Genomic DNA, 25572 nt, shown 5'->3' on the forward strand with positions numbered 1-25572 from the left:
TCCCGTCAGGAGTTAATAACATGAGAATTTTGAAGAAACTCAGCGAACACATTAAGCAAAAAGGACTGCGCCCCACGTTCAACAAAATATGGAAGCACTACGTCTTTTCTCACCAGGAATTGCTGTGGATGGAGCGCGATCTGGTCAGCCCGGTTCCGCCGCACAAACTCAGACCCTATCCGCCGCTGCGTGTCGTCAACATCACCCCTGACAACGCCAGCGCTTTCGCTCGTTACTTCGGCGACCGGGTGGGAACCATGGCTGAGCTGGCCCGCGAGGGTTACACCGGCCAAATGCACCTGGATGATCAAGGTGACGCGGTGGCCTTCATCTGGGGCGCCGCGCGCAACTACCACGACAAACACTATTACGGTTGCTGGTTCCCGGTGAAGCCTGGCGAATTCTTCGAATTTGGTGGCGAACTGACCCGTGCCTACTGGGGCACCACGCTTTCGGTGGACCTGCAACTGGACCTGTGGAAAGCCATGGCTGACCAGGGCTGCAACACCGTGGTGGATGTTTGTGAATTCCACAATATCCCGGCGCTCAAGCTGCACATTCGCATGGGGTACAAGGAGCAAGGACGAATCATGAACGTCTACGAGCTGTTTGGTCGCTGGCGTTTCTACCGTGAAACCCGCTACAGCGGCTCGCGTCTGGATGCCTTGCGCAAACCGACGCCGACCCCTGTTGCAGCAGAGGCGACCTGACCCGATGGCGACGCGATTCGAATGGCGCACTTCGCTGTGCGCCCCGGACTTTCCGGCAGTGGCTTATGAAGCCTTGCGCCTGCGAGTGACGGACCACACACCTTTCAACACCCTGGCCTGGCTGGTCGCTGCGGAACTGGCGCTCAAGGACGGCGAGCGCCTGCACGTGCTGCTCGGCTGGCGGGGTGATGAACTGGCGCTATGCCTGCCGTTGGTGGCGACTCGCGAACGGTTTGGCAGGTTACCGTTCCGGGTGTTGCATCACCTCGGCTACCCGCTGACCGATCGTCTGGCGCTCCTCGCTTGCCTGGATGCCGAGAGCATCCACAAGGCATTGATCGTGATTCGCCGTCGTTTGCCCCACGCGTTACTGCAACTCAACGAGTTGTCCGAACCCACGGGCGAAGAAAGTGCCCTGACGGTGTGGATGGCTCACTGTTCTACCGGTGAACGGCGCCTCAGTTGCAAGGTGCCGGTGCACCTGATCAGCGAAGCGGATCGCCAGGAAGTCTCGGGCGATCCGCGCTACAAACTGCGCCGCGCGCGCAAACGCATCGCCGCGTGTGGTGCCCAGGTGCGACGCATCACCCCGGACGCCGCGACCATGGGCCCGCTGCTGCAAGCCATCAGCGAAGTCGAAGCGGTGAGCTGGAAAGGCGATGAAGGCGTCGGCATTTTCGCCGACGAACGCCATCGACAATGGATGGATCGCGCCTTCACCGCCCTCGCCGCTCGTGGCCTGGTGCGAGTGGTGGTGCTGGAACTGGACGGGCGCTGCATCAGCTATCGCCTGGGCTTGCTGGAACAGGGCCGGCTGTACGATTACAACCTGGCGTTCCTGCCGCAATACGCCGACCTGGGCAGCGGCCGGGTCCTGCTCGAAGAGTGGATTCGCTGGGGCCTGGACGACAACTGGCGCTGGATCGATGCCTCGCGGGTCAGCCTGGAAAACTCCAGTCATCAACTCCACGAACGCATGACCGGGCAACTGGAGCACTGGCGCTGGAGCTTCTATTCCTGGCGCCCCAGCGGCCTCGCGTTGGGGCTGGCGTTGCGTGTGTGGCAACGGCTCAAACCGGCGTTGCAAACATGGCGGGCGAAACGGGCGGCGGCAGTTATATCGGCGCCCGCACCGGAGCCCAAAAGCCCTGCGCCCATTGAAAAAACCACGGAGGGCGAACATGCCGCACCAAGTCATAGTCAACGCTGACGATTTCGGCCTCAGCCCATGCGAAAACGCGGTGATCCTCGGCGCCTTCCAGGCCGGGGTCATCAGCTCCGCCACGGCCATGGCCAACATGCCGGCATTCGAAGCCGCGTGCCTGATGGCCCAGCATCCGCTGCTCAAGGGACGCATCGGCCTGCACTTCAACCTCACCTATGGCCGGCCGCTGAGCCAGGGCATTCTCGAACGCTCGACGTTCTGCGACAGCCAGGGCGAGTTTGACCTCAACCTGCCCCGCCACACCCTTTGGCTCAATCGCCTGGACCGGGAAGCGGTGATGGACGAGCTCCAGGCGCAATGGCAACACTGCGTGGATCACGACGTACGGCCCAGTCATATCGACTCCCACCAGCACGTGCACAACATCTGGCCCATCGGCGAGATCGTCGCGCGCTTTGCCGCACGACAAGGGGTGGCTGTGCGCCTGGCACGGAATCTGGGGCAAAACCTGAGCCTGCCCAAGCGCGCGTTCAAGGGGTTGCTCAATCGGCGCTTGCAGAACCTGGCCGGCGCGACGGCGGACTATGTCTGCACGCCCGTGGACCTTCGAAACGCCCCCGTGCCGACCGACGGCTTGCTGGAAATCGTCGCTCATCCCAACCAGCTCGGGGCGGATTTTGGCGATGCATACCTGAACCCCGGCGAGTCACTAACCCAAGTGCTAGAGCGGCGCCTTACGGGTGTCGAGCGGGTGTCCTACGCCGTTGTGAGCAGGGATTTGCCGGGCGGCACAGCTGCACTCGAATGAGTTACACAAGTTGCAACATATTCAAAGCTGGCGCTTTGACATGAAGTTACAGCGTTGATCTATACCCATCGAAAGCATCCCCCACATCACCTTGGCCTTGGCCATGGAGGGCTTTATGAACGTCATCGACAAGCTGCGCGAACGCATCAGGCAAAAAGGTCTGGGCAACCTGTTCAAAGCCTTCTGGAAGCGCTACGTGTACTTTCACTGGGAGCTGTTGTGGATGGAGCGTGACCTGGTCAGTCCGGTGCCGCCGCACAAGTTGCGGCCCTATGTCGGCTTGCGCCAAGTGACCATCACCCCGGACAACGCCATCGCCTTCACCAAGCACTTTGGTGACCGCGTCGGGACCATGGCCGAACTCGCCGCCGAAGGTCACACCGGGCACATGTACCTGGACGAGGAAAGCCACGCGGTCGCGTTCATCTGGGGCAGCACCCGCGACTACCACGACCGGCACTATTACGGTTGCTGGTTCCCGGTCAAGCCGGGTGAGTTCTTCGAATTCGGCGGTGAAATGACCCGGGCCTATTTCGGCACCAGCCTGTCGGTGGATGTTCAAGTCGCCCTCTGGGAAGCCATGGCCGCCCAGGGTTGCAACAAAGTGGTGGACGTCTGCGAAACCCACAACATCCCGGCGCTGAAACTGCACATCCGCATGGGCTACCACGAACAGGGCCGCGTGACCCACGTGTATGGCCTGTTCGGCGGCCGCTGGCGCCTCTACCGCGAAACCCGCTACACCGGCTCGCGCCTCGACACACTGCGCAAACCGGGCCGGCCCGTGGTGGCAGGGGCGCCGGCTGGGGCCTGAACACCATCAGCCAGTTTTAACACTCAACCTGTGCCTGGCGCCTTGCAGGAGCAAGGCTTGCCCGCGAAGGCGTCCCTGAGATTGCCTTCGCGAGCAAGCTTTGCTCCTACATTGGTTTTGTGCCGTTGATCGTTCCCACGCTCCGCGTGGGAATGCAGCCCGGGACGCTCCGCGTCCCTTTCCAGAGCTGGAACGCGGAGCGTCCCTTGAGGCGTTCCCACGCAGAGCGTGGGAACGATCGTGAGCAATGTAGGAGCAAGGCTTGCCCGCGACGGCGTCCTCGGGATTGCCTTCGCGGGCAAGCCTTGCTCCTACGGGGGATTGGGTACGCTGCAAACTCGGTTTAGGCAATCAGCGCTTCACCGCCACCCACGTAAAACACAACGGCAACTGCGCCACCTGCCGTTCATACCGGTCATACGCCTCTTCGCGGTTGGAATGCGGGTATTCCTTGAAGTGGCTGATCTGCAACCCGGCGTCGAGGGCGGCGGTGAAGATGGCGCTCAGGGTGTGGACGAACCAGTAGGACGCGGCCGCCGGTTGTTCGACTTTGCCTTCATAGACGATCGGCTGGTGCTGCACGAACGGCTCGCTACGAAAGTACGAGCTGTCCAGGCGATACGGGTCGGCGGCTTCGGGGTCGAGCATTTCCAGGAACGGGTGGGCTTCGTAGATCACCAGTGCCCCACCCGGTTTGAGGACTTGCGCGGCGTGGCAGAAGAACTCGGCGATGTCCGGCATCCAGTTCAAGACACCTATGGTGATCAGCGCCACATCGAAACGCCCCTCAAGCGCTGTCGGTAGATGATGGATGTCGGCTTCGATGAACTCGGCCTCATGGGGCGACCGGGCCCCCAGTTCCCGGGCCTGCTCAAGAAACGCGGCGGACTGATCCACCCCCACTACCCGCCGCGCGCCCAGGGCAAACAGTGAAAGACTTTCGCGACCGTTATTGCAGCCCAGTTGCACCACGTCCTGGCCCTCGACGCCCACCTGTTCCAGCACACCGCGCAGGGTGTCATCGATGCAGCAAAAATCAGCCTGGCTCACGGCATTGAGCACGCCCTGCCATTCGGGGCCGTCCTTGTGATGACTGGCGGAATCATTCCAGGCCTCGCGGTTACTGGCGACGGCTTGTTGTTTGGTCGGCATGTCCATTGCGCACTCCAGATCTCGTTTTTATTGACCGGCACGAGTCTAGATCAGCGTCCGGAAAAACCACATCGGGGCTTTGTTGCGATGTTGTAATCGGACCGTCGCGAACGCGTGGCCCTACGGCAGCTATAGTTAAAGGCCTTGGGGAAATGCGGGATAACCGATTGCACAGGTGCTGCCATGAAACACACGCTGTTCTTCTTAGCTGTCCTGACTGCCGCCAGCGCTGCATTCGCCGACGACAGCCCCCTGCAAACCGACAGTTCCAGCAGTGAAATGATCTACTACGGACCCAATCAGCCCTTCGCGCATCCAGCGCCGCCGACGTTGAACACGGTGCCGCCACGCGCGTACATCCCGACCGCGCCCCAGGACTTCATCCCCATCGCCAGCGAGCATGTGTTCTACGATTCCCGATTGCCCACTGTGGCGGATGCCAATGTGCGGGTGTTTATCCGTTCCTACGATCCGGAGCGCGGCATCTACGTGAATGACGAAGTGCTCGACCCGTCGTGCCTGCTGGCCTGCCTCACCCGTCAGGTCCAGGCGATGCCTTGAGCGTCAGTCACAGGGCCAGGTGTGGCGCAACGCCGCGCGGCGATCGATGGCCTCGCGCAGGCGGCGTTTCTGGCTTTCCCAGACTTCGCTGTCAACCTTGTCGGCGCGCATCATGTCCAGCACCGCTTGCTTGGCTTTGAGGTACTCGTCCCAGGCATCCTGACGCTTGAGCCGCAGGGCTTCATCGTCAGACATCTCCATGTGGCGCAGGGCCAGGGCGCAAGGATCGTCCAGCACCACCCCCAGCGTCAGTTGAATGCGATGGGGCGCACGGAATGCCGTCACCGTGTTGAGAATCGTCTGGGCGCAGGCGCAGCCCCATTCCAGCGCTTTCACCAGCGTTGGATGGCCCTCGCGGTCGTAAAACTCCTCTGCAATCGGCACGCCATCGGCGGCATACACCCCGACGAACACCTGGGTCACCTGCTCACGATTGAACCGGGCCTGTACGTCAATCTGCGTACCGTCCGGCAAGACCTCTTCGTGAATGCGGCCGTGTAATTGCCTGTTGCTCCAGAGCCAGTATTGCGTCCCTCTACGCCGCATAGCCCGCCTCTCCATCAAAGGGGAAAAATCAGTTAGGCACAGCCTCCGTGGATTTTCCACCGAGCGTCCCCACCTCTCGTCGTCCTCTGACAAACAACCGACCATCAGTCCATTTGCGCGCTTACCATTGGCGCTTGTCCGGGCGTGCCAGGCCCAGTTTTTCAATGCGGTAACGCAGCATGTCGCGACTCAAACCCAGCAGGCGCGCCGACTTGGTGACGTTCCAGTCAGTCTTGTCGAGCATCTTGCGCACCATGTCGCGCTCGACCTCCGGCAGGTTCATCGATTCGACGGGGTGGTGTGGCCGGGGTTCGATGAAGTGCGTTTCCGGCAAGACAAACGGTTCATCCACCAGGCTCTGGCACACATTCAATTGATGGGCGCCAATGGCGTCGCTCTGGGCCAGCAACACGGTTTGCTCCAGCATGTTGCGCAACTCGCGCACGTGCCCGGCCAGGTGTAGCTGAGCAGCAACTCTTCGGCCTGGTCACTGAAATACAAGTGCGGCTTGCCATAGCGTTTGCCGTGGATCGCCAGGAAGTGCCGGGCCAACAGCAGCACGTCGGCACCCCGGGCATGCAGGCGTGGGACCTTGATCGAGATGATGCGCAGGCGGAAGAACAGGTCGCGGCGGAACTTGCCCTGCTGGACCATTTGTTCGAGGTTGCAATTGGTGGCGCTGATCACCCGCAAATCGACTTTGCGCTCCTTCACCGAACCCACCCGGCGAATGGTCCGGTCTTCCAGCAGCTTCAGCAGTTTGGCCTGGAGCAACAGGTCCATCTCGCCGACTTCATCGAGAAACAGCGTCCCGCCGTCGGCGGCTTCCACCAGCCCGACCCGGCGGTCCTTGGCGTCAGTGAACGCGCCCTTCTCGTGGCCGAACAGCTCCGATTCCACCAGGTTGGACGGGATCGACGCGCAGTTGAATTCAATAAACGGTCCCTTGGCTCGCGGACCGTCGAAGTGCAGCGCCCGGGCCACCAATTCCTTGCCGGTGCCGGTTTCGCCTTCCACCAGCACCGGCGGCAGGTCGGTGTTGGCCATGCGGCGCTCGGCGTCGAGCAATTGGCCGATGGTGTCTTTGAGGTAGTGCATGGGTGCCGATTCACCAATCAACGCCTGCACCCCGGACTTCTGCGCCTCGCGTTCCTGATAGAACGACAGCGTGCGTTCCATGCGGTCGGTGGCCAGGGCCTTGTCCAGCAGCAACTTGAGCTCCGGCAGCGCCACCGGTTTGGTCACGTAGTGAAACGCGCCCTCCTTCATCGCCACCACGGCGTCTTCGACGTTGCCGTAACCGGTCATCATGATCACTTTCAGATCCGGCGCGCTGATGCGCAGCTTCTGGATCAGATCGTGACCACTCATGCCCGGCAGCGAATTGTCGGTCAGCACCACGTCCGGGACAAACGTGCCCAGCTGTTCCAGTGCGTCCTCGGCCGAGTGGCAAACCGTCACCTCGAAGTCTTTGCGCTCCAGGTAGGTCTGGATGTTCTCGGCGAGGAGTTCATCATCCTCGACCAGCAGTATGCTGTGCTCCATATTCCCCTCCCGTTGCCACTTTAAAGTTGAGACAAACGCGGGTTCCTTCCTGCTCCTGACTGGTCAGTTCGACCGAGCCCTGGAAGCGTTCCATTATTCGTTTGACCAAGGCCAGGCCGACGCCCAAACCGCCCTGCTTGGTGGTGAAAAACGGCTTGAACACCATCTCCATCTGTTGCTGCTGTTTGTTCATGCCCTTGCCGGTATCGGTCAGGGTCATGCACAACTGCCCTGGCTGCGTCGACTCGATATCAACGCTCAGCACACCGCCCTTGGGCATGGCTTCCAGGGCATTGGCGAACAGGCTGTTGAGAATCTGTGTGAGCAGCACTGGCTGGCTGACCACCGGCGGAAAACTTTGCGGGGTAAAACGCACCTCGACGTTCGAACGCCTGATCAGCGGGTCGAAGGCGCTCAGAGCGTCGTCGATGGCCAGCACCAGGTCCACCGATTCACTGTCGTCGCTCATCGGCCGCAACGACACCAGCAACTCCCGGACCCAGCGGGACATGCGATCGACCTGGTTGATGATGTCGCCGATGTTCTTCTGGGCGCCCTGGCTCGCGACTTCCTGAGCCAGTTCGGCGCTGGAGCGGATGGTGGCCAGCGGGTTGCGCAAGCTGTGCGCGACCGCCGAGGACATCTCCCCGAGGGCCACGAAGGTTTCGTTGCTGATCAGTTGTTTCTGCTGGCTCTGCAGCAGTGTCGCGGCGCGTCGCACGATCCAGAACAGCGCCAGGTAAATCGCCGCGCCGCCAAGCAGGGTCGCGATCCAGATCGACTTGAAGCCGCGCTCAATGCGCTCCACCAGGTCAGCAGGCTCTTTGTAGATCTCCACCATGGCGATCACTTTGCTTTTGTCGGCGTTGAACATCGGAATGTAGTTCTCGATAAACAATAGCTGCGGCTCGCGCAACAACATCTGCTCGGGGCGTTCGTCGTCGATCTTGTGGTAGCTGGAAGACACCGGCACCTTCATTTCGAAGGACTCGTCCAACTCCTCGTCGTCTTCGAAACGCATGCCAATCATCGCCGGGTTGGTCGACCAGATCACCGAGCGGTCGAGGGCAAAAACCGTGGCCAGCAAAATATCCGGCAGGTGCTCCACATGGTCGAGGAATTCGATACGGGCGGCGGCGCGGGCGCCCGGATCCACATCGGGATAAGCGTTGTCATGGCGCGGATCGAGCATTTCGCCCATGGTTCTGTTCGGATTAATCGAGGCATGGCGAATTTCGGCATCGCCGATGGCCTGAATAAACTGCGCCGTCAGCAAGGCGTCACGCTCAATACTTTCGGTGACCACAAAGCGCGTGGAGACATAGCCCAGGCCCAGCGCCACGGCGGCGATGATGAAAAAACTGGCCAGGGAAAACCAGCGCAGCAGATTGAACTGACCGCCCCAGCCCTTGCGCTCTGCTGCCGCCATAGGCGGCGCAGGTACTTTTTGTTGTTCTGATAGCTGCATGGGAATGTCCCTGGATGCTTGCCTCAAGCCTTTTTTAGCCGTGTCACGAACAGTGTAGGTGGCATTGATCGTGGTCGACGGGCCAATGATGTTATTTAGCCGCTAGTTCATCTGCGACACCTCTGGCGCCTGCTCTGCCAAGGGTTGCTGGCGGTCGGTTTCTTCCTGCAAAAAATCGATGATCGACTGCGCGGAGTGTTCATCCAGGCGCAGGTTGGGCATCGAAATCTTGTCGAAACGCTGATACAGCTCCAATGCAACCGGGTCTTTCTCCGCGAGCATGCGGTCCGGCTCACGAATCCAGCGGTTGAGCCAGGCCGGTTCGCGCAGGCGGGTCACGCCGATCAGGTCCGGGCCGATGCTGCGCATGCCGATGCCCTGCCCGTCTTGCGGCCCCAGGCTGTGGCACGAGGCGCAACGGGTGCGGAACAGTTCTTCGCCGTTGCTCGGCGGGCGAATCTCGGGCGCATTGGCGTAGCTTTCTTCAATGCTGGGCTGTTTCCAGTTCTGCAAAGTGTTGGCCAGTTGATCGGCGAGGATCCACGGGTTCTCGAAGGGTGAGGCCTTCATCCAGCGGCCCGTTTGCTGATTGCCGACGATCAGGCTCAGGTTGTGGTCCTTGCTGCGACCGTTGTCGACGCCTTCGATAAACAGCCCGAGCTTTTTGCGCAGGTCGGTGACGTCGGCAAATTCGCCGGTGAGGAACTTCCAGCCCGGCCCGACCTTGAAACGTTGCGCATACGCCTTCAGCACCTCGGGCGTGTCGCTGAGCGGGTCGATGCTGATGGAGTAGAAGAAAATGTCCTGACCGACCCGGTCGCCGAGCAATTTCTGTACTTGGCGCAGGCGTGCGGTTTCCAGCGGACAGGAATCGCTGCACGACGTGAAGATGAAATTGATCACCACCACTTTGCCTTTGATCAGGTCATCGAAAAAATGCACTTGCTGGCCGTCCTGGTCGGTCAGCAATGTGTTGGGGAAGTAGTCGCCACCCCACGGGGTGGCGGATTCCTGCGGTGCCAGTTCATGGGCGAGCAGCACCTGACTGGCCAGCAAACAAGTGACCAGAACCAGTATCAGGTGCATGCCCAGAGCGCGGGAGCGCGGCGTGTACAACGGCTTGTCGGCTCCCCGGCGCTTCATTTTTTCACCGCCACTTGTGGACCAAAGCCATCACCATTACGGAAGGTTGGCAGCGCGGCGGAGTTGACGTAGCGCACCCCGTCCCAGCTCGGCAGCGGGGTCGGCATCAACTGGAATTGCCCGGGTTTCTCAATGTCCCAACGCAGCAGCATCGAGTTGTCTTCGTGCTGGGTGTTGTGGCAGTGCTCCATGTAGGTCCCGGCGAATTCGCGGAAGTTGATCGCCATCTCGACGTTGTCCAGGCCATCGGCTTCCGAACCGATGCGGTACACGTCCTTGCGCGCCCATTTTTCCCATTCCGGTGGCGCCTTGCCGCCGCGACTGAGGATGATCCCCTCCTCGAAGTGCACGTGCACCGGGTGGCTCCAGCCCTTGCCGCCGGCCTTGATGTTCCACACTTCCAGGGTGCCGAAACCGCTGACACCGGCATCGGTCGGACCGGTTTTCAGCTGGGTGGCTGTGTTCAAGCGCCGTGGGTCCATGTGGAAGCCGAAGCCGCCGTCGGTCTTGACTGTCCACGGTGCTTCATCGGTGCCGTCGGAACGGCCGAAGGTGAAGGTACGGTGACGGGCCTGGGACAGCAGCACTTTGTCGGCGGCGTTGTCGCGATGGATTTTCAGCGGGATCATCACCATGCCTTCGGCTTTGCCCGGTTTGGCCGGTTCGTACGCTGCGGGGTCCATGGCCAGGTCTTGACCGGTGTAGGCCTTGACGTTGAGCTGCAAAACTTTGCCCACGCCCGGGTCGCCCTTGTCCCATTGCGGGCCTTTGCTCGATTGCTTGAGCACCGCCAGGTATTTCTCCGACAGCACATCCCCCAGGGCGATCGGCTCTTTCGGGCCTTTGCCATCGTCGTGGGCCATCAGGTTGACCACGAACAGTTTGTCGCCAGGCTTGATGCCGTTTTTCGCGAAGTTGACGATGATGTCGAAGCGCTCGGCGATGCCTTGGGTCGGCAGGATCGCGTTGTGGTTCTGTTTATCGCCGTCGGCGTCCAGGTCCATGGTGCCGTCGAACGGCACGCTGTGTTCCATGATGTTGCCGTCGTTGGCAATCATGTGGAACGGTACGCGGGCATAGGAAACACCCGAGTTTTTCGGCCCCTGGAACTCGCCGCTGGTACCTTTGATCTCACGCACCACCGCGAATTTGAAGTAGCGCGACACCGAACCATTGAGGATGCGGAACCGATAGCTGCGGGCGCGCACGTCCAGGGTCGGTTTCCACTGCCAGTTGACCAGCACCTGGTCACCAAGGAAGCCGTCGGTGTTGAACGGGTTGAACCACAACTGACCGTTTGCGTCCCAGGCCTTGTCGGCGAACACCAGGTTCACGTCGTAGTCGCGGTTACCCCATGGCAAGGCGCTGCCGCTGGGGAAACGCAGGTTGACGCCATCGTTGACCGACTCGTTGCCACGGTCCAGGGCGCTGTAGTAGTTCATCATCGCCGCGTTGCCCTTGTAGACGTTCTGCGCGGTGAAATCGAGCATGTGGTCGTGGAACCAGTGGGTGCTCATGGTTTCGCGCCAGTCGCCGCGGATCTTGATCGTGCCGTGGTCGCAGGTTTTGCGGCTGGGGCTGAGGTCGTTGGTCCACAGGGTTTCGCCGGGCGAGCACGGGAATGCCGCGCGGGGGTCATGGGCGTCGGTGTTAATGCTGTCGTAGCCGGCCAACTGGATCGGCCAGCGATAGTCGTAATACTGCCCCGGAAAGAAAAACGCGTTGGCATAGCCGTCGCTTTCCGCTGGCGCGTGGCCGTTGTGTTCGTGAGTGCTGATGGTGTGCAGGCCAAAACCCATGTTGGCCGACGGGTCGATCGGCAAACCGTTGTAGTGACGCATCATCACCGGTTGACCGTAACGCACCATCAACAGCTTGGGCGGCAAGGTGCCGTCGAAGGTCCACACTGAGTTGTGGTTCTGCACCGGCATGTTCGGGTGGAAACGCGGATCGACGCCTTTGGAGGTGCCATCGGTGGCCGGCACGCCCGCCACGTTGTGATACAGGCCACCGGGGCCGAATTCGCCCAGGGCATAGCCGTGCATCTGATGGCTGTCACGCCAGCCGCTGTTGAGCCTCGCCCCAGTCTGCACGGTCTTGTAGGCCACTTGCGGGTAGAACTCGTTCCAGCGCTGATGCGACCAACCCTTTCCAGGCGGACGACCTTCAGCGGAAGAACCGATATGCCGATTGAGGAACACCTCGATCTGCGCCTGCCACGGGTTGCGGTCCACCACGTTGGAGAACTGGCTGGGGAATGGTGTCAGCCCCGGTTGGCGCAAGAAAGCATCCAGCGCGGCACTCGGTGGCGCACTGCGGGCGGCATTGGTCGGGTCTTGTTGGGGCAACGGGCCAACGGCGGCCGGCGGGAAGCCCAATGGAGCCGCCGGGGTGGTGGGGTCGAGTTTTTCCGGGCCGAATTCTTCGAACAGCACCAGTTGCTGGGTGAACGGCTGGGCGCCGAACAACGGGCTCGGCTTGCCATTAGTGGGGTAGTTGAAACTGGTCTGTACCGTCGGCGGCAGGACGTTTTCCTTACGCGTGTCGTCGCGGCTGCCTTTGACCCCATCGGGCAGGTCGAAGGAATCTTCGTTGGCCTCCGGCATGGTCAGGATGGCGTTCAGGGCGGCGGGTTCATCAGCCGGTTCGTCGTAGTAAGCCGAGGGATCGGAAGGCTCGGGCTGGCGCTCATCGTCGATCGGGCTGGCGCGCAGCGGGCTCGCGCCCAGCGTCATCGTCAGGAGGATACTCAGTGGGGTCAACAGGCCAAACCACTTGCAGGGGTGCCGCGCTTTTGTGTCCATCACCAGCCGCCTCGAAGTCGTGAAGGGGGTGATAGGTGTTTTGCAATTACCTCGCCACACTTTGAAACAATTTACACAAAAGCATTAATACCTGAGTGAACAATGGCTTATGAACATCACCCTGCCACTATCGGTGCAATGACTGGGCCATGACACCCGCTAACGGGGAAAGTTCATCCCCGATTTCAGGGGATTAACTTGAACGACAGACGGACGCAAGTGCCCTCGCCTTCCCGGCTGCCGAGTGTCACCCCGCCACCGAAACGCTCCATGATGCGCTTGACCAGCACCAGCCCGACGCCAAGCCCGCCGGCCTTGGTGGTGAAGAACGGGCGGAAGGCCATGGTGCGCTGTTCTTCGTTCATGCCTTTGCCGGTATCGCTCAGCACCACGCACACGCCCTGGGCATCGGTCGGTTCCAGGGTGACGGTCAGCGTACCGCCCTTGTCCATGGCTTCCAGCGCATTGGCCATCAGACTGTTGAGGATCTGCGTCAGTTGTACTGGCTGGCTCAGCACCATGGGTGTCTGTCGTGGATTGAACACTACGCTGACTTTCGCCCGGGCAATCTGCTGCTCGAACGCCGTGAGGCTGTCGTGAATCGCCGCCACCAGGTTCACCGGTTCGGGGTCGTCGTTGAGCGGGCGCAAGGATTGCAGCAATTCGCGGACCCACTTCGACATGCGATCGACCTGGCCAATGATGTCGTTGATGTTCTTGTGCGCCGGGCCGCTGTCGAATTCCAGGGCCAGCTCGGCGCTGGAACGGATGGTCGCCAAGGGGTTGCGCAGGCTGTGGGCGACCGCCGAGGACATCTCGCCGAGGGCGACAAAGGTTTCGTTGGTGATCAGTTGTTTCTGTTGTTGCGCCAGCAGGATCGCGGCGCGGCGCACGATCCAGTACAAGCCCAGGTAAATCAGACCGCCGCCCAGCGCCGTGGCCAGCCAGATCAGCGCCAGGCCACGCTCGATGCGGCTGATCAGGTCCTTGGGTTCCTTGTAGATTTCGACCATGGCCGTGACGTTCTTGCCGTCGGCATCGAACAGCGGGATGTAGTTTTCGATAAAGATAAAGTCCGGGGGCACGACGAATTTCTGCTCCATCCGCGCCTCGTCAACGTCGTGATAGCTGGCCGAGACCGGGACCTTGAATTCGAAGGCATGGTCCAGGTCTTCGTCGGCGTGAATTTTTGTCCCCATCAGGGCCGGGTTGGTCGACCAGATCACCGTACGGTCGGGGGCATAGATGTTGGCCAGGATTACGTCCGGCAAGTTGGCGATGTGGTCGAGGAACTCGTCCCGGGCATTGGCCCGCGCTGCCGGATCGACGTCGGGAAAGTCCTTGTCCTGGCGCGGGTCGACCAGCTCGCCCATGGTCCGAATATGGGGGATCGCTACATGGCGCACCTCGGCCGAGGCAATCGCCTGAATGAATTGCGCGGTCAACAAGGCGTCGCGCTGCACGCTTTCGGTAATCACAAACTGCGTGGACACCGCCCCCAACGCCACCGCCACGGTGCCGATCACCGCCATGCTGATCAGCGAAAACCAGCGCAGCAGATTGAACGGCTGCTTGCGTGAGCTCAAGCGAATGTCGCCTTCCTCAGGCCGGTGCGTTGGTGCGTGCATGTTCATGGGCGATGATCCAGGCGATTCCCCTATAGAGGGGGTATAGCCCAGTGTTTGGGGTTTGACCCAATGCAAGCAAGCTAAGCAAATGCTGGGCGCTCGCGGAGCACCAGCCCGACGCCATCCCCGTAGGAGCGAGGCTTGCCCGCGAAGAACGATAACGCGGCGTGTCAGGCCAGACGCCATTCCCTGTAGGAGCGAGGCTTGCCCGCGAAGGGGCCGTGTCAGCCGACACGTGTATTGACTGACACACCGCTTTCGCGAGCAAGCTTCGCTCCTACAGGGTCCAGCGATTAGCCGGGCTTGTGGTTATCCAGCATCCGATTGGCCGCCATCTCACCCATCAGGAGCGACCGATGCAACACCAGCATCGTATGGCGTCGCGGGCCGTCCGTCAGCTCGACGAGATCGTTGACCATCTTGCGGGCCGTTGATAACGATTCGTAGACCTCGACCAGCAACGTTTCGTCATCCACCGCTGCGTCGATGGTGAAGAAGGTGCCGCAACTGCGGGGCGGTATCTGCGTTTTCGTCGCCCCGGGGTTGAGGTATTAGTCGAGTGCTCGATCGGCCGCCACTTTCATTTTTGTGGGGTCAAGATCGAAAGAGGCGTCGTAGGGTACTGGACCGATATTCGGGGGGTTGGGCGTTACTTTGAACATGGATGGAACCTTCACTTAGAGTATTAAAGGAGCCATCACCCTCGCTACCAAACGAAGAGTGGCGGCCATACGTGGGTTGGTAGACCGGTCTAAGTGAGAAACCCGGCGCTCACAAAGGAGCCCCACGCATGACCACCATTAAAGGTGACACCATGCGGCTCACATAGAGGCGGGCTACCAAACCCGATCACTGTTTTGCAGTGACCCGGAAACGATATAGCCCACCCCTCAGCCGCACAAGCCGGCGGATTCTGGCGTACGCGTAGGCAACGGCGCAAGGCGTTGTAGCCGTTTATGACGTAACACCGGGTGTCTTTAAACACACAGCAAAGAACGCGTTTAACCGCATTTAGAGTCGAGTCGTGTATTGAGTAAGTGACTGGATGCTTCGATTGCCATCCTTGAGGTGGCAGTGCACAAGGGCTCCGATGCACTGGATTGCAACCCCCAATTACCTGACCCAGGCTCGCGTGCCGGACCCGTGCCATTTATGCAGTGCAGCCCGATAGCAATGCAGCCCTGGGCCAATGTCTGGCCCAGGACTGTTAACCGGATCTAAAGCTTTTCGGATCGACCCGTGCCTTCGATAGCATTGAGCGATAGTGTTGCAAACCGTATTTAGTGTTGGTTATACATAACTCTCGCTTGTTAAATTTTACTAATCCAGCGTCCTGATTCGGTGTCCTCAATTCTTACTTTGTCACCGACAGAATATTTTTTTTCGTCTCCCTGCTGGCCATCTACCTCCACATTCGGGGACCCATCATCAGGTGTAACGGTGATGACGACCGATATAGGTCCACCCCGAATAATTGCTAGCGCACTGACGTTTTTTACAGTCCCAGTGAATCCTTCTTCAGACATATAGTTCTCCTTGCATTCAATAAAGTCAGGAATGTCACACTCAAAGTTGTGAGCGTCGACGTTATTATGAAACAGCAAGGCTTGGGGTATGACTACTGTCAGATTTGACAGGTGTAACGACCAAATCAGGTAAAAAACCTACCGTTTGTCATTTTTTCGGATCAGGCAGCTTCAAGGGAAACCCTGTAGAGGGGGTATGATGAAAAACTACCCTGAGTAAGTTCATGAACGATACCCCCCCTGCATGACTAAAAGTGACCTCACACATCATCATCCCCCACCTGCCCCACTCACCCCCAACTCTGGGGACACTCGCCCGCCCCAACCTCCCTTTCTCAATCCCCCTCCAACACCCCGCAGCGCCCAACCCCGGCCCTCTCCCGTCAATCCCCGCCGATTGGTATGCAATTTGCGCTAGCCCTCTCAACTGGCCCGTCTCCATGGGACAGGCACTCCGATAGAGGGATTAACTCATGCACCCTTTACTGTCCAAAACCGCGGCCGCGCTGGTCGTTTCCGCTCTGGCCCAAGGCGTTGCCCAAGCGGCGTTGTATGCGGTCGATCCAGGTCCTTACCTGCCCGCCAACGGCTCGTTCGCCGGCTGGTATCAAGACACCCACGGCCGAACCCTCGACCTGTGCCTGTCCAAAGCCGTCAGCTCTCGGGTGCCCAGTGCGCCGGGCGCGCCCACTTACATGTGCAACTTGCTGCCGGCACCGGGGATCTTCGACGACGCGCAACCGCTGGTCTTCCCGACCAACTTCCCTGACGAAGCCTTCTGGTTCACTGCCGACGGTGCAATCGTCGATGCGGCCAGGGGCATCGACCTGACCTATGTCAGCGCTGTCGAAGCCGCCTTCAGCGGCGGCGACCCGGTAGAGGGCGATCAGATCAGTTTCGCTCGTATCCGCATTCGCGTGGATGTGCCCACTGCCGGCACCTACATCATCACCCACCCCTATGGCGTCGAGGCGTTCACCGTCGATACCCCCGGCCGCAAAGCAATCAACATGACCCGGGACATCGGTATCGGCACCCCGAAAACCTACGATGGCGCCCTCAAGGGTGACATCGGACCGTTCCTGCGCAGCGTCAACGGCCCCTACACCGAAACCAACCCGGTGACCGGCCAGGCTGAGAAATTCATCGGCGACCCGAACCTCTCCGAAGCCGTGACCGGCAGCCCGTTCAATACCAACTTCATCCGCATCGAAGGCCCTAACGGTATCGACCTGCGCACCACGGTGTTTGCCATCTCCGGCAAGTTATCGACCGTGGTCCGGCCGACCCCGATGATCACCCAGCGCGGCACTTACTCGCGCAAATCCGGCGCCAGTGCGCCGGTGGCCCAGCAAGATGTGTTTGTCATGGCCCCGCCACCACCGGCCACCGTGACGCTGGACAGCAACAACCCGGCGCTGCACCTGACCGAAGCCGACACCACCGGCAACTGGTACGCGCAATCGTCGACCAACCCGAGCTTGCCCAGCACTTTGCAAGTGACCGCCGACAATCACCTGGCCATTCCCACTAGCACACCGACCACGCTGTCGATGCCGTTGACAGATCTGGTGGTGATTTCCCGCGCCGAATACAGCCTGAGCACCGGGCAACTGACCCTCGTGGCCTCGACCAGCGATGAAACTTCGCCGCCGGTGCTCACCGCTACATCCGGCAGTGGCGCCGCCATCGGCGCGCTAAGCGGTGACGGTGCGGTGAAAACCCTGGCCACCGGCATCTCGCCGATTCCGCCGGCCAAGGTGCGGGTGACGTCATCCAATGGCGGCAGCGATACCGAAGAAGTGGTCATCGTGCAATGAACGCTCTCATGCCCAGATCCGTATCAGGAGGCATCATGAACAATTGGCCACGCCTGGCGCTCAACGCCCTGGGACTGACTCTATCGCTGTCGGGAAGTGCTTTCGCGCAACTGGCGGCGGTCGATCCCGGCCCCTACACCTTCGCCACCGGGAAATTCCCGATGTGGTATCAGGACAACAATCTGCTGTCGATGGAACTGTGCCAGTCCCGGGCCGCGAGCTCGCGGGTACCGGCCAGTGTGCCACCGGCCTACATGTGCACCCTGCTGCCGACGCCGGGCATTTTCGACGACACCCTGCCGATGGTGTTCCCGGATAACTGGCCGGACGAAGCCTTCTGGTACCTGGCCGAAACCACCATCCCCAACAATGCCGCCGGTTACGGAATGGACGCCTACGTGGCCGGGATCGAAGCAGCCTTTGCCTCGGGCACCCCAGCAGATGGTGACCAGCAAAGTTTCGCGCGGATTCGCCTGCGGGTGAACATTCCCGTCGCGGGGACTTACACCATCACCCACCCGTATGGCGTGGAAACGGTCAACGTCACCGCCCCTGGCCGTCGGGCGATCAACATCACCAAGGATGTCGGCATTGGCGCCCCCGGTGATTTCAGCGGCGCATTGAATGGTGCCATCGGACCATTCCTGCGCAGCCTCAACGGCCCCTACACCGAAGTGAACCCGGACACCGGCGCCGTCGAAACCTTTGTCGGCGACCCGAACCTCACCGAAGCGGTGACCGGCAGCCCGTTCAACACCAACTTCGTGCGCATCCAGGGCCCGGCCGGGACCATCCAGACCAACCTGTTCACCGTCGCCGGCAAGGTCCTCGACAACCGTGCGCAAACCGCCGTGGAGATTGATCGCGCGACCTACCGCCGCACCACCTCCGGTACCGGTAACAGCGCCCGGGTGGAGGTCTTCGCCAAGTCGAACAACGGCTCTACTTTGTGCTTCCGGGATACCCTCGCTCTGGTGGTCGGCCCTCCGGCTTCGCCTTGCCAGACCAGCCTGATCGGCGACAACAACGGCTTGTTCTTCGGTCAACATCTGGCCACCGGCACCTTGCCGAAAACCGTGGTGGTCACCGCGACCAACCCGGCCGGCACCACACGGCCGACGGCGGTCTCAAGCAAACTCACGGACCTGGTGAAAATCCAGACCGCGCGCTACAGCTGGAGCAACCACAGTCTGCTGATCGAAGCCACCTCCACTGACGAAGTGGCCGTGCCTGAAATGGTTGCCCAAGGCTACGGACGCCTGTCCAAATCCGGGACCTTGCAACGCCTGACCGTGGCCGACCTGACCCAGCCACCGGCCAGCGTCACGGTCAAATCCGCCGCGGGCGGCAGCGACACCGAGGCCGTGGAGGTGGTCGGCACCGCACCGGACACCGGCGAAAACCAGGCGCCGCTCTCGGTGGCCGACACCGGCAGCACCAGCTTCGGCGTGCCGATCACCCTTAACCTGTTGGCCAACGACAGTGACCCGGACGGCAACGTGCCGCTGAGCATCACCGCCCTGACCCAACCCGCCGCCGGCCAAGGCACCGTCGCGTTGAGCGGCACCACGGCGGTGGTCTACACCCCGCCCGCCGTCGTCACCACGCCGTTGACCACGACCTTCACCTACAAGGCGCAGGACGTCAAAGGCCTGGCTTCGACCACCGCCGCGACCGTGACCATTACCGTGGCGCCGAACCGGCCACCGGTAGCGGTTAACGACAGCGTCGCGACCCTGGGCGTGGCAATCCCGATCAGCGTGTTGGCCAACGACACCGATCCGGAAGGCAACGTGCCGCTCGGCGTCGCCAGCCTGACCCAACCAGCGGCCGGTCGCGGCACCGTCAGTACTGACGGCACTGTGATCACTTACACGCCACCGGCCACGGTCACTACGGCGTTCACCACGACCTTCACCTACTTTGCCAAGGACAGCTTCGGCGCAGTGTCGACGGCACCGGCGACGGTCACCGTGCAAGTCTCGCCAAGACCTGCCGCGGAAACCTTCACCGTGACTACCGCCACGGTCCAGGCCCGCTCCAACAACCGCTTCAACTGGGACTTCGCCGGGACTTCATCGGTGACCACCGGCAACACCATCACCATCCAGGTGTCCACCCCGACCGGGCTGGTAACCCTGGGCACCACCACGGTGCCGGTGACCGGACGCTGGCGGTTAACGATCAACAACAGCACCACGGTGATTCCGTCGGCGAACCCGACAGCCACCATCCGCTCGTCCCAAGGCACCGTGCGTTCGGTGTCGGTGACCACGCTCTGAGCCTTCGCCCCGCCGACCTTTAACGTCGGCGGGGCCAGCCTCTTGACCAAGGACAACGCCATGCAAACGCCGACCGCCACCCTGCTCTGCCTGCTTCTGCTCTGCAGCAGCGCAGGCGTGCGCGCCGACGATTTGATGGACAACGACGATCTGGCCCCCAGCGCTGATCTCGGCGAGTTGCCAGCGCCGATTGGCCAGCAAGCGCTGATCAATCAGCTCGGCCAGGCCAACGTCGCGTTGTTGCAACAGAACGGTCAGGGGTTGCTCGGACGGATCGTCCAGTCGGGCAGCAATCAGGAAGCCTGGATCCTGCAACAGGGCAGCGACCTGATGGCCCAGATCACCCAGCAAGGTTATGGCAACGACGCCTCGATCACGCAGACCGGCAGCCACAACCGCGCGCAGATTTCCCAGAACGGCAATAACAACGACGCCAGCATCGACCAGGCCGGCACGGGGCTTTCCAGCGCCGTGACCCAGTCCGGGAACGGCATGAGCGTTTCGGTCAAACAATATCGCTAAGCACTGCAATAACCCTGGAGGTTTCATCATGTTCAAATTGACGCCCCTCACCGCTGCCATCCTGGTCATTGTCAGTGCCCAGGCTTTGGCGGACGACAGCGTGTCCACGCAGAATCAGGTCGGCACTGCGAACATTGCCGACGTGAAACAGACTGCGGCGCCGTTCAGCACCGCCACCCAACAGCAACTCGGCCAGGGCAACGACGCGGCCGCCGTACAAGACACCGCCACCAGCACCATCGACCAGAACCAGGTCGGTGATTACAACGCCGGTTACGCCGAGCAGTTGTTCGAAGACACCAGCACCATCCAGCAGCAACAGGTCGGCAGTTTCAACACCAGCCACGCCAGCCAGTCGATCGGCAGCGGCGAAAACCAGGTGCTGCAACAACAGCAAGGCAGCGGCAACTTCTCGTTCGTCTACCAGGATTCCCAGGAAGCCACCTCGGGCCAAACCTTCCAGTTCGGCGACAACAACGAAGCCAACATCGAACAGATCCAACCGGGCGTCGCCAACAACGCGGTGATCATCCAGTACGGCACCACCAACTACGCGACCGCCGAACAAGTCAGCCACATGGGCGGCCAGATCGGCATCAACCAGGCCGGTGGCGACAACTACGCCTACGGCGACCAGCGCAACGGCATCGGCGGCAACCTGAACATCAACCAGTTCGGCGACTTCAACGCCACGGAAGTCTGGCAAGACACTCAAACCGCCAGCCAGGCCACGGTCAACCAATACGGGCAGACCAACGAAACCGTGGTCGACCAGAGCTTCGGCGAAAACAACGTGGCGCAGGTGCTGCAAGTCGGCGACCTCAACGCGATCTACGCCGACCAGTTCGAGTCCATGGGCTCGACGCTCGCGCTGTATCAGCAAGGCAGCGGCAACGTGCACTTCACCTACCAGAGCGGCGACAGCCATGTGCTCAACGCCACTTCGCTGGGTAACGGCAACAAAGTCTACGCCAGCAACTGGAAAGGCCCGCAACTGGGCGGCCAGTTCGGCAGCAACCAACGCGCGACCCTCACCCAGAACGGCACCAACAACGTGGCCAGCTTCACCCAGAACGGCGCCGGCCACATCATGACCACGAACCAGACCGGCACCGGCAACAAAACCACGGTCAGCCAGGCCGATTCCTACAACGAGCTGTACTTCGACCAGAACGGCAGCGACAACATCCTCATCGCCGACCAGCGCGGCACCACCAACCTGGCCCAGGGCTCGTCCAACGGCTCGGGCAACAGCACCGAGTTCGACCAGTCCGGCACGGGTAACCAGGCGTACACCGCGCAGTTGTACGGCAGTGACAACCAGATCACCGTCAAACAGGCCGACAGCATGAACGTCGCGTACGTGACCCAGGGCGGCACCGGGAACATTGCCAATGTGGATCAAAGTGGCGTGACGCAAATGGCCACGGTGCAACAGTTCGGCTCGGCCAACCAGGCGACTGTGCTCCAGCAATAATCCCAAGGCATAAAAAAACCGCGACCCTTTATCGGGTCGCGGTTTTTTATGGCATGAACACAATCCCGTAGGAGCGAGGCTTGCCCGCGAAGGCGTCATCTGCCACACCATCAACACCGCGTCGCGCCCTTCGCGGGCAAGCCTCGCTCCTACAGGGATTGGTGGTGTACGCAGATTTTGCGTACAACGCCCCACCCTGTAGGAGCAAAGCTTGCTCGCGAAGAACGATAACGCGGTCCCTCTGACTGCACGCTTATTGTGGCGAGGGAGCTTGCTCCCATTGGCCTGCGCACCACCGCATTCTGATCGTTCCCACGCTCTGCGTGGGAACGCCGCCAGGGACGCTCCGCGTTCCGCCTCCAGAGGTGACGCGGAGCGTCACGGGATGCATTCCCACGCAGAGCGTGGGAACGATCGATCACCTACTCTCACGCCCCGCCACTTTTAGAACCGGTCAACACGATGGCTCACCATCTGGAACTCGAAAAAAGCGCCTACGAAGATTTCCAGGCCCTGTACAGCGCAGGACATTTCAGCGGGCAGCGATTGGGGCAGGCGTTCTACAACCATTTCAAACTGCACCGACTCGCTGATCAGCAGCCGTTGAAGGGGTTGTATGAAGCGGATGGACATTCAGCGATCAAGATTATTGAGCGAGTTTGTGTCTTCGGTTAGTGCTGGCGTACATCCGCAAGAGACTGATCGGCTGTCAGGCCGCCATCGCGGGCAAGCCTCGCTCCTACAGGGATTGGTGATGTACGCAGATTTTGCGTACAACGCCCCACCCTGTAGGAGCAAAGCTTGCTCGCGAAGAACGATAACGCGGTCCCTCTGACTGCACGCTTATTGTGGCGAGGGAGCTTGCTCCCACTGGCCTGCGCACCACCGCATTCTGATCGTTCCCACGCTCTGCGTGGAAACGCCGTCAGGGACGCTCCGCGTTCCGCCTCCAGAGGTGACGCGGAGCGTCACGGGATGCATTCCCACGCAGAGCGTGGGAACGATCGAATAAGAGCCGGTTTATTCGCTCTCCGGATCCACCTTGTTCTGGCTCAAATACCGCCCCAGCGTCTCATCCTGCACGGGCGTGGAGTTGTCCCCCGCCACCTGCCACAAATGCCGCTCGATCCCTTGGGCCAGGAGGTGCCCCACCGCCGATTCAATCGCCGACAGCACACACAACTGCGCCGGCTCATTGGTGGTGTAGCCCACTTCCGCCTCAAGCAATTTCTTGAACTCGATAAATTTGAACACCCCGGCACTGCGCCCGACGGAGTAGATGGTCTTGCTGGTCATGACGTTGGCCAGCACCTGCCCGCTGCGCACGTCTACAGCCCGCAGGTTGACCGAGACCTGGTCCACCCGATATTCCCGGGAGAGGTCGATCCCCAGGTACCGCGCCCCTTCCCCGCCGCTACGCACGTTTGTGTCGTAGGCAATGATCCCGCCCTCCAGCATCAGGTTCGCCGCTTGCAACGGCGGCAATTCGCCCTGGATATTCACCGGCGTATTCGGCTTTTTCTGCGAGGCGCGAATGATTTTGCGTTCGGTCAGCAGGTTCTGCAGCCCTTCACGTTCCAGCACCACGAACCAGCCGCTGGCCTGCAGCGCGTCCATCAACATGCTTGCCGCGCCCTGGGTCACGCTGGTGGAAAACGAGCTGGCCGGGGTCGGTTTGTATTGCCCGGTCTGGTCGCGGAAGCCGTACACCACCGCCATCAACCGGCCTTTGGGCCGTGGCATTTTCAGCAAGTCGTAGTAGGTCGACGCCCGTGGTGTGAGGGTCGGTGATTCGGTGTCCTGCTCGGCCGGCATGGTGTCGCGCAAGCTGCAACCCTGTAATGCCGCCAACATCAGCCCTAGCACAATTATATTTTTCATGTCCTTCTCTCCCCGGCAGCCGAATCCCTTCAAGGGTTGAGGCCGTTCACCTGGATTTCCGAAACTTCACCGGTCGCTCGGTCGGTCACTTCAATGCTCAGTGCGCCGGAGTCGTCGATGACGTTGACGATAAAACTGTCGGTGGACAGGCTCCCGGTGTTGCCCGTGGAGATGTTGTCCAGCAACTGCCCCAGCAACCGCGACTGCAATTGGCTGGTGAAGCGTTCAAGGGCCGAGGTGCCTGCCACCGCCGTGCGGTTTTTCAGGTCCGGGTCGTCGTAGTCGTTTTGCGCCTGGGCATTGTTGAGCAGCCAGGTGCCGTTCAACGGGTTGCCGCCGAACGAGGGATTGATTGGCGTGTAGACCAGCTCGGTGGCGTGGACCAGGCCGCAACTGCCCAACCCGAGGAGCCAAATGCCGGTGCGCTGTGAGAACGTTTTCTTGTTCATAATTCGTCCTTCTCCAGGTCGGTGGTGTCCTGCAATAACGTTTCCAGCTTGCGCTGGACGATTTGCCGGCGAACCCAGTCGGCGGCGTCGTACGCCTCGTCCTTGAGCTCCACGGTGTTCGGCGGCAGGAAGCGCCGGTAAACCAGGCGTTGCTGATATTCCACGGTCACCAGGCTGCCCCAGCGGGCCGAGGGTCGTTCGCGCACCACCAGGTTGAAATCCATCGGGCTGGTGGCGCGCAGGCGTTCACTGAACGAGTAATAAAAGTCGTGGCCGATGTGCGAGATCGTGTCGTCGACGATGAAGCCCATCATTTCGTCCTCTTCGCCGGCCGAGGCCAAAGGGGTCATCAAGATCAGCAGTAGCGCCAGGCAATATCGGTTCATGGCGCCAACGCCTGGGGGGTCGACGACTGGGGTTCGGGCCCGGACGCGCCATCGAGAAACGCCTTCTCGGCCACGAACTGCCAATCCTTGTAGCTGGCCATGCCGACGAAGTCCGACCATTGGCTGGGGAAATCGGTCTGTTTCAGCGGTGTGTCGGTCGAAGGGCTGTAGAGACCGGTGATGCGCCCGTCGAAGCCGCGCATCAGCGTCCATTCACCGCCGCCGATCGGGTCCGGGTAGAGCTGGCGCAGATGATGTTTGGGCGAAGGGAAACGCTCGTCCTGCAGCAGGTCGGCCAGGTCTTTGGGGTACTGCGCCAGCCCCGGCGAACTGCGGTAATAGCTGCGCAGCGCCTGGGCGTATTGCGTGCCGACCCACAGCAACTGGCGTTCGCGATCCCGCCGCGAGGCGGTGGACCACAACTCCCCGGCGCTGGCCAGGCCCATGCCCATCAGCACGATCAGGAACAGCACGCCCAGGTAAGTGAACCCACCCTCTCTGGCGGGCCTACCACTCGGAATAAAGGCTGCCATCACGCGCCCTCCCGGTAGCACCGCTCTTGATATCAGCCACCGCGCCCGGCACGCCGTCCGGTGGTGCGACCAGCACCCACAGGTCTTTGCGCTCGGCAATCGGGTCCACCGGCGGGTTGCGCAAATAACGCTGCTCCACCAACTGCTCGATGGAATCGGGATAGCGCCCGGTGTCGCCGTAGTAGTGATCCAGCGCTTCGCGCATCGCCGACAGGCTCTGGCGCAACGTGGTCTCCTTCGAGACTTCCAGGCTGGTGAAATAGCGGGGCAAGGCAATGGTCATCAGGGTCGCGATGATTGCCATGACCACCATCAATTCCAGCAGGGTAAAACCTTTTTCCCGGCGCATAGG

General features: G+C 61.1%; 23 protein-coding genes and 1 pseudogene. 9 read left to right on the forward strand and 15 right to left on the reverse strand.

What is annotated here, in order from left to right; all coding sequences use genetic code 11:
- The first annotated feature begins 20 nt into the window (after positions 1–20).
- From FQ192_RS11205 to FQ192_RS11220, 4 genes are all read left to right on the forward strand, one after another.
- The gene (locus tag FQ192_RS11205; protein WP_149658682.1) at positions 21–710 is read left to right on the forward strand and encodes an N-acetyltransferase; all 690 of its coding nucleotides are present in this window, start codon (positions 21–23) and stop codon (positions 708–710) included.
- Positions 711–714: 4 nt separating this feature from the next.
- Complete coding sequence (locus FQ192_RS11210; RefSeq protein ID WP_149658683.1) at positions 715–1920, forward strand: GNAT family N-acetyltransferase; 1206 nt, start codon at positions 715–717, stop codon at positions 1918–1920.
- The gene (locus FQ192_RS11215) at positions 1892–2683 is read left to right on the forward strand and encodes a ChbG/HpnK family deacetylase (protein WP_149658684.1); all 792 of its coding nucleotides are present in this window, start codon (positions 1892–1894) and stop codon (positions 2681–2683) included. The genes FQ192_RS11210 and FQ192_RS11215 overlap by 29 nt, the downstream gene beginning before the upstream one ends.
- 115 nt (positions 2684–2798) lie before the next feature.
- On the forward strand, positions 2799–3497 hold the full coding sequence (locus FQ192_RS11220) for an N-acetyltransferase (protein WP_149658685.1): 699 nt from the start codon (positions 2799–2801) through the stop codon (positions 3495–3497).
- 351 nt (positions 3498–3848) lie between these two features.
- On the opposite strand, the gene FQ192_RS11230 is transcribed toward FQ192_RS11220, so the two are convergent.
- The gene (locus FQ192_RS11230) at positions 3849–4655 is read right to left on the reverse strand and encodes a class I SAM-dependent methyltransferase (protein ID WP_149658687.1); all 807 of its coding nucleotides are present in this window, start codon (positions 4653–4655) and stop codon (positions 3849–3851) included.
- A 177-nt stretch (positions 4656–4832) separates the two neighbouring features.
- Between FQ192_RS11230 and FQ192_RS11235 the strand changes: the two genes are divergently transcribed.
- The gene (locus FQ192_RS11235) at positions 4833–5210 is read left to right on the forward strand and encodes a hypothetical protein (RefSeq protein WP_149658688.1); all 378 of its coding nucleotides are present in this window, start codon (positions 4833–4835) and stop codon (positions 5208–5210) included.
- 3 nt (positions 5211–5213) lie between these two features.
- Here FQ192_RS11235 and FQ192_RS11240 read toward each other — a convergent pair whose 3' ends face one another.
- The 8 genes and pseudogenes from FQ192_RS11240 to FQ192_RS11280 form a co-directional block, all read right to left on the reverse strand.
- Positions 5214–5756, reverse strand: a complete 543-nt coding sequence (locus tag FQ192_RS11240) for a hypothetical protein (protein WP_149658689.1) — start codon at positions 5754–5756, stop codon at positions 5214–5216.
- A gap of 121 nt (positions 5757–5877) precedes the next feature.
- A pseudogene (locus FQ192_RS11245) lies at positions 5878–7301 on the reverse strand (sigma-54-dependent transcriptional regulator).
- Complete coding sequence (locus FQ192_RS11250) at positions 7270–8769, reverse strand: sensor histidine kinase (protein WP_149658690.1); 1500 nt, start codon at positions 8767–8769, stop codon at positions 7270–7272. Before FQ192_RS11250 ends, FQ192_RS11245 begins: the two are co-directional and overlap by 32 nt.
- 102 nt (positions 8770–8871) lie before the next feature.
- Positions 8872–9912 carry an SCO family protein gene (locus tag FQ192_RS11255; protein WP_149658691.1) on the reverse strand — a complete coding sequence of 347 codons (1041 nt, stop codon included), beginning with the start codon at positions 9910–9912 and terminating at the stop codon, positions 8872–8874.
- Positions 9909–12716, reverse strand: a complete 2808-nt coding sequence (locus tag FQ192_RS11260; protein ID WP_149658692.1) for a multicopper oxidase domain-containing protein — start codon at positions 12714–12716, stop codon at positions 9909–9911. Before FQ192_RS11260 ends, FQ192_RS11255 begins: the two co-directional genes overlap by 4 nt.
- Positions 12717–12901: 185 nt before the next feature.
- Positions 12902–14350, reverse strand: a complete 1449-nt coding sequence (locus FQ192_RS11265; RefSeq protein WP_149658693.1) for a sensor histidine kinase — start codon at positions 14348–14350, stop codon at positions 12902–12904.
- A 287-nt stretch (positions 14351–14637) separates the two neighbouring features.
- Positions 14638–14865, reverse strand: a complete 228-nt coding sequence (locus FQ192_RS34385) for a DUF6124 family protein (protein WP_256672278.1) — start codon at positions 14863–14865, stop codon at positions 14638–14640.
- Between the two features lie 789 nt (positions 14866–15654).
- The gene (locus tag FQ192_RS11280; RefSeq protein ID WP_149658694.1) at positions 15655–15870 is read right to left on the reverse strand and encodes a hypothetical protein; all 216 of its coding nucleotides are present in this window, start codon (positions 15868–15870) and stop codon (positions 15655–15657) included.
- A 473-nt stretch (positions 15871–16343) separates the two neighbouring features.
- Here FQ192_RS11280 and FQ192_RS11285 point away from each other — a divergent pair, with 473 nt between their 5' ends.
- The 4 genes from FQ192_RS11285 to FQ192_RS11300 are packed head-to-tail and all read left to right on the forward strand — an operon-like array spanning position 16344 to position 21971.
- Positions 16344–17690, forward strand: coding sequence for a hypothetical protein (locus FQ192_RS11285; protein ID WP_149658695.1), 1347 nt, complete (start codon positions 16344–16346; stop codon positions 17688–17690).
- A 35-nt stretch (positions 17691–17725) separates the two neighbouring features.
- Entirely contained in the window at positions 17726–19972 is a 2247-nt protein-coding gene (locus tag FQ192_RS11290; RefSeq protein WP_149658696.1) for an Ig-like domain-containing protein, read from the forward strand.
- Positions 19973–20032: 60 nt separating this feature from the next.
- On the forward strand, positions 20033–20494 hold the full coding sequence (locus FQ192_RS11295; RefSeq protein WP_149658697.1) for a curlin: 462 nt from the start codon (positions 20033–20035) through the stop codon (positions 20492–20494).
- Between the two features lie 28 nt (positions 20495–20522).
- Complete coding sequence (locus FQ192_RS11300) at positions 20523–21971, forward strand: curlin (protein WP_149658698.1); 1449 nt, start codon at positions 20523–20525, stop codon at positions 21969–21971.
- A gap of 444 nt (positions 21972–22415) precedes the next feature.
- Here the strand turns inward: FQ192_RS11300 and FQ192_RS34870 are convergent, their stop codons facing one another.
- The 6 genes from FQ192_RS34870 to FQ192_RS11330 form a co-directional block, all read right to left on the reverse strand.
- Positions 22416–22604 (reverse strand): hypothetical protein, encoded by a 189-nt coding sequence (locus tag FQ192_RS34870; RefSeq protein WP_178129092.1) that lies wholly within the window; start codon positions 22602–22604, stop codon positions 22416–22418.
- A 387-nt stretch (positions 22605–22991) separates the two neighbouring features.
- The gene (locus FQ192_RS11310) at positions 22992–23852 is read right to left on the reverse strand and encodes a CsgG/HfaB family protein (RefSeq protein ID WP_123513776.1); all 861 of its coding nucleotides are present in this window, start codon (positions 23850–23852) and stop codon (positions 22992–22994) included.
- 29 nt (positions 23853–23881) lie between these two features.
- On the reverse strand, positions 23882–24301 hold the full coding sequence (locus tag FQ192_RS11315) for a curli assembly protein CsgF (RefSeq protein WP_149658700.1): 420 nt from the start codon (positions 24299–24301) through the stop codon (positions 23882–23884).
- The gene (gene csgE / locus FQ192_RS11320; protein WP_149658701.1) at positions 24298–24687 is read right to left on the reverse strand and encodes a curli production assembly/transport protein CsgE; all 390 of its coding nucleotides are present in this window, start codon (positions 24685–24687) and stop codon (positions 24298–24300) included. Before csgE ends, FQ192_RS11315 begins: the two co-directional genes overlap by 4 nt.
- A complete protein-coding gene (locus tag FQ192_RS11325; protein WP_149658702.1) occupies positions 24684–25220 on the reverse strand; it encodes a type II secretion system protein in 537 nt (178 codons plus the stop codon). The genes csgE and FQ192_RS11325 overlap by 4 nt, the downstream gene beginning before the upstream one ends.
- On the reverse strand, positions 25195–25569 hold the full coding sequence (locus FQ192_RS11330; protein WP_149658703.1) for a type II secretion system protein: 375 nt from the start codon (positions 25567–25569) through the stop codon (positions 25195–25197). Before FQ192_RS11330 ends, FQ192_RS11325 begins: the two co-directional genes overlap by 26 nt.
- Positions 25570–25572 lie beyond the last annotated feature (3 nt).

The organism is Pseudomonas sp. ANT_J12 (genome assembly GCF_008370045.1).
Classification (GTDB): domain Bacteria; phylum Pseudomonadota; class Gammaproteobacteria; order Pseudomonadales; family Pseudomonadaceae; genus Aquipseudomonas.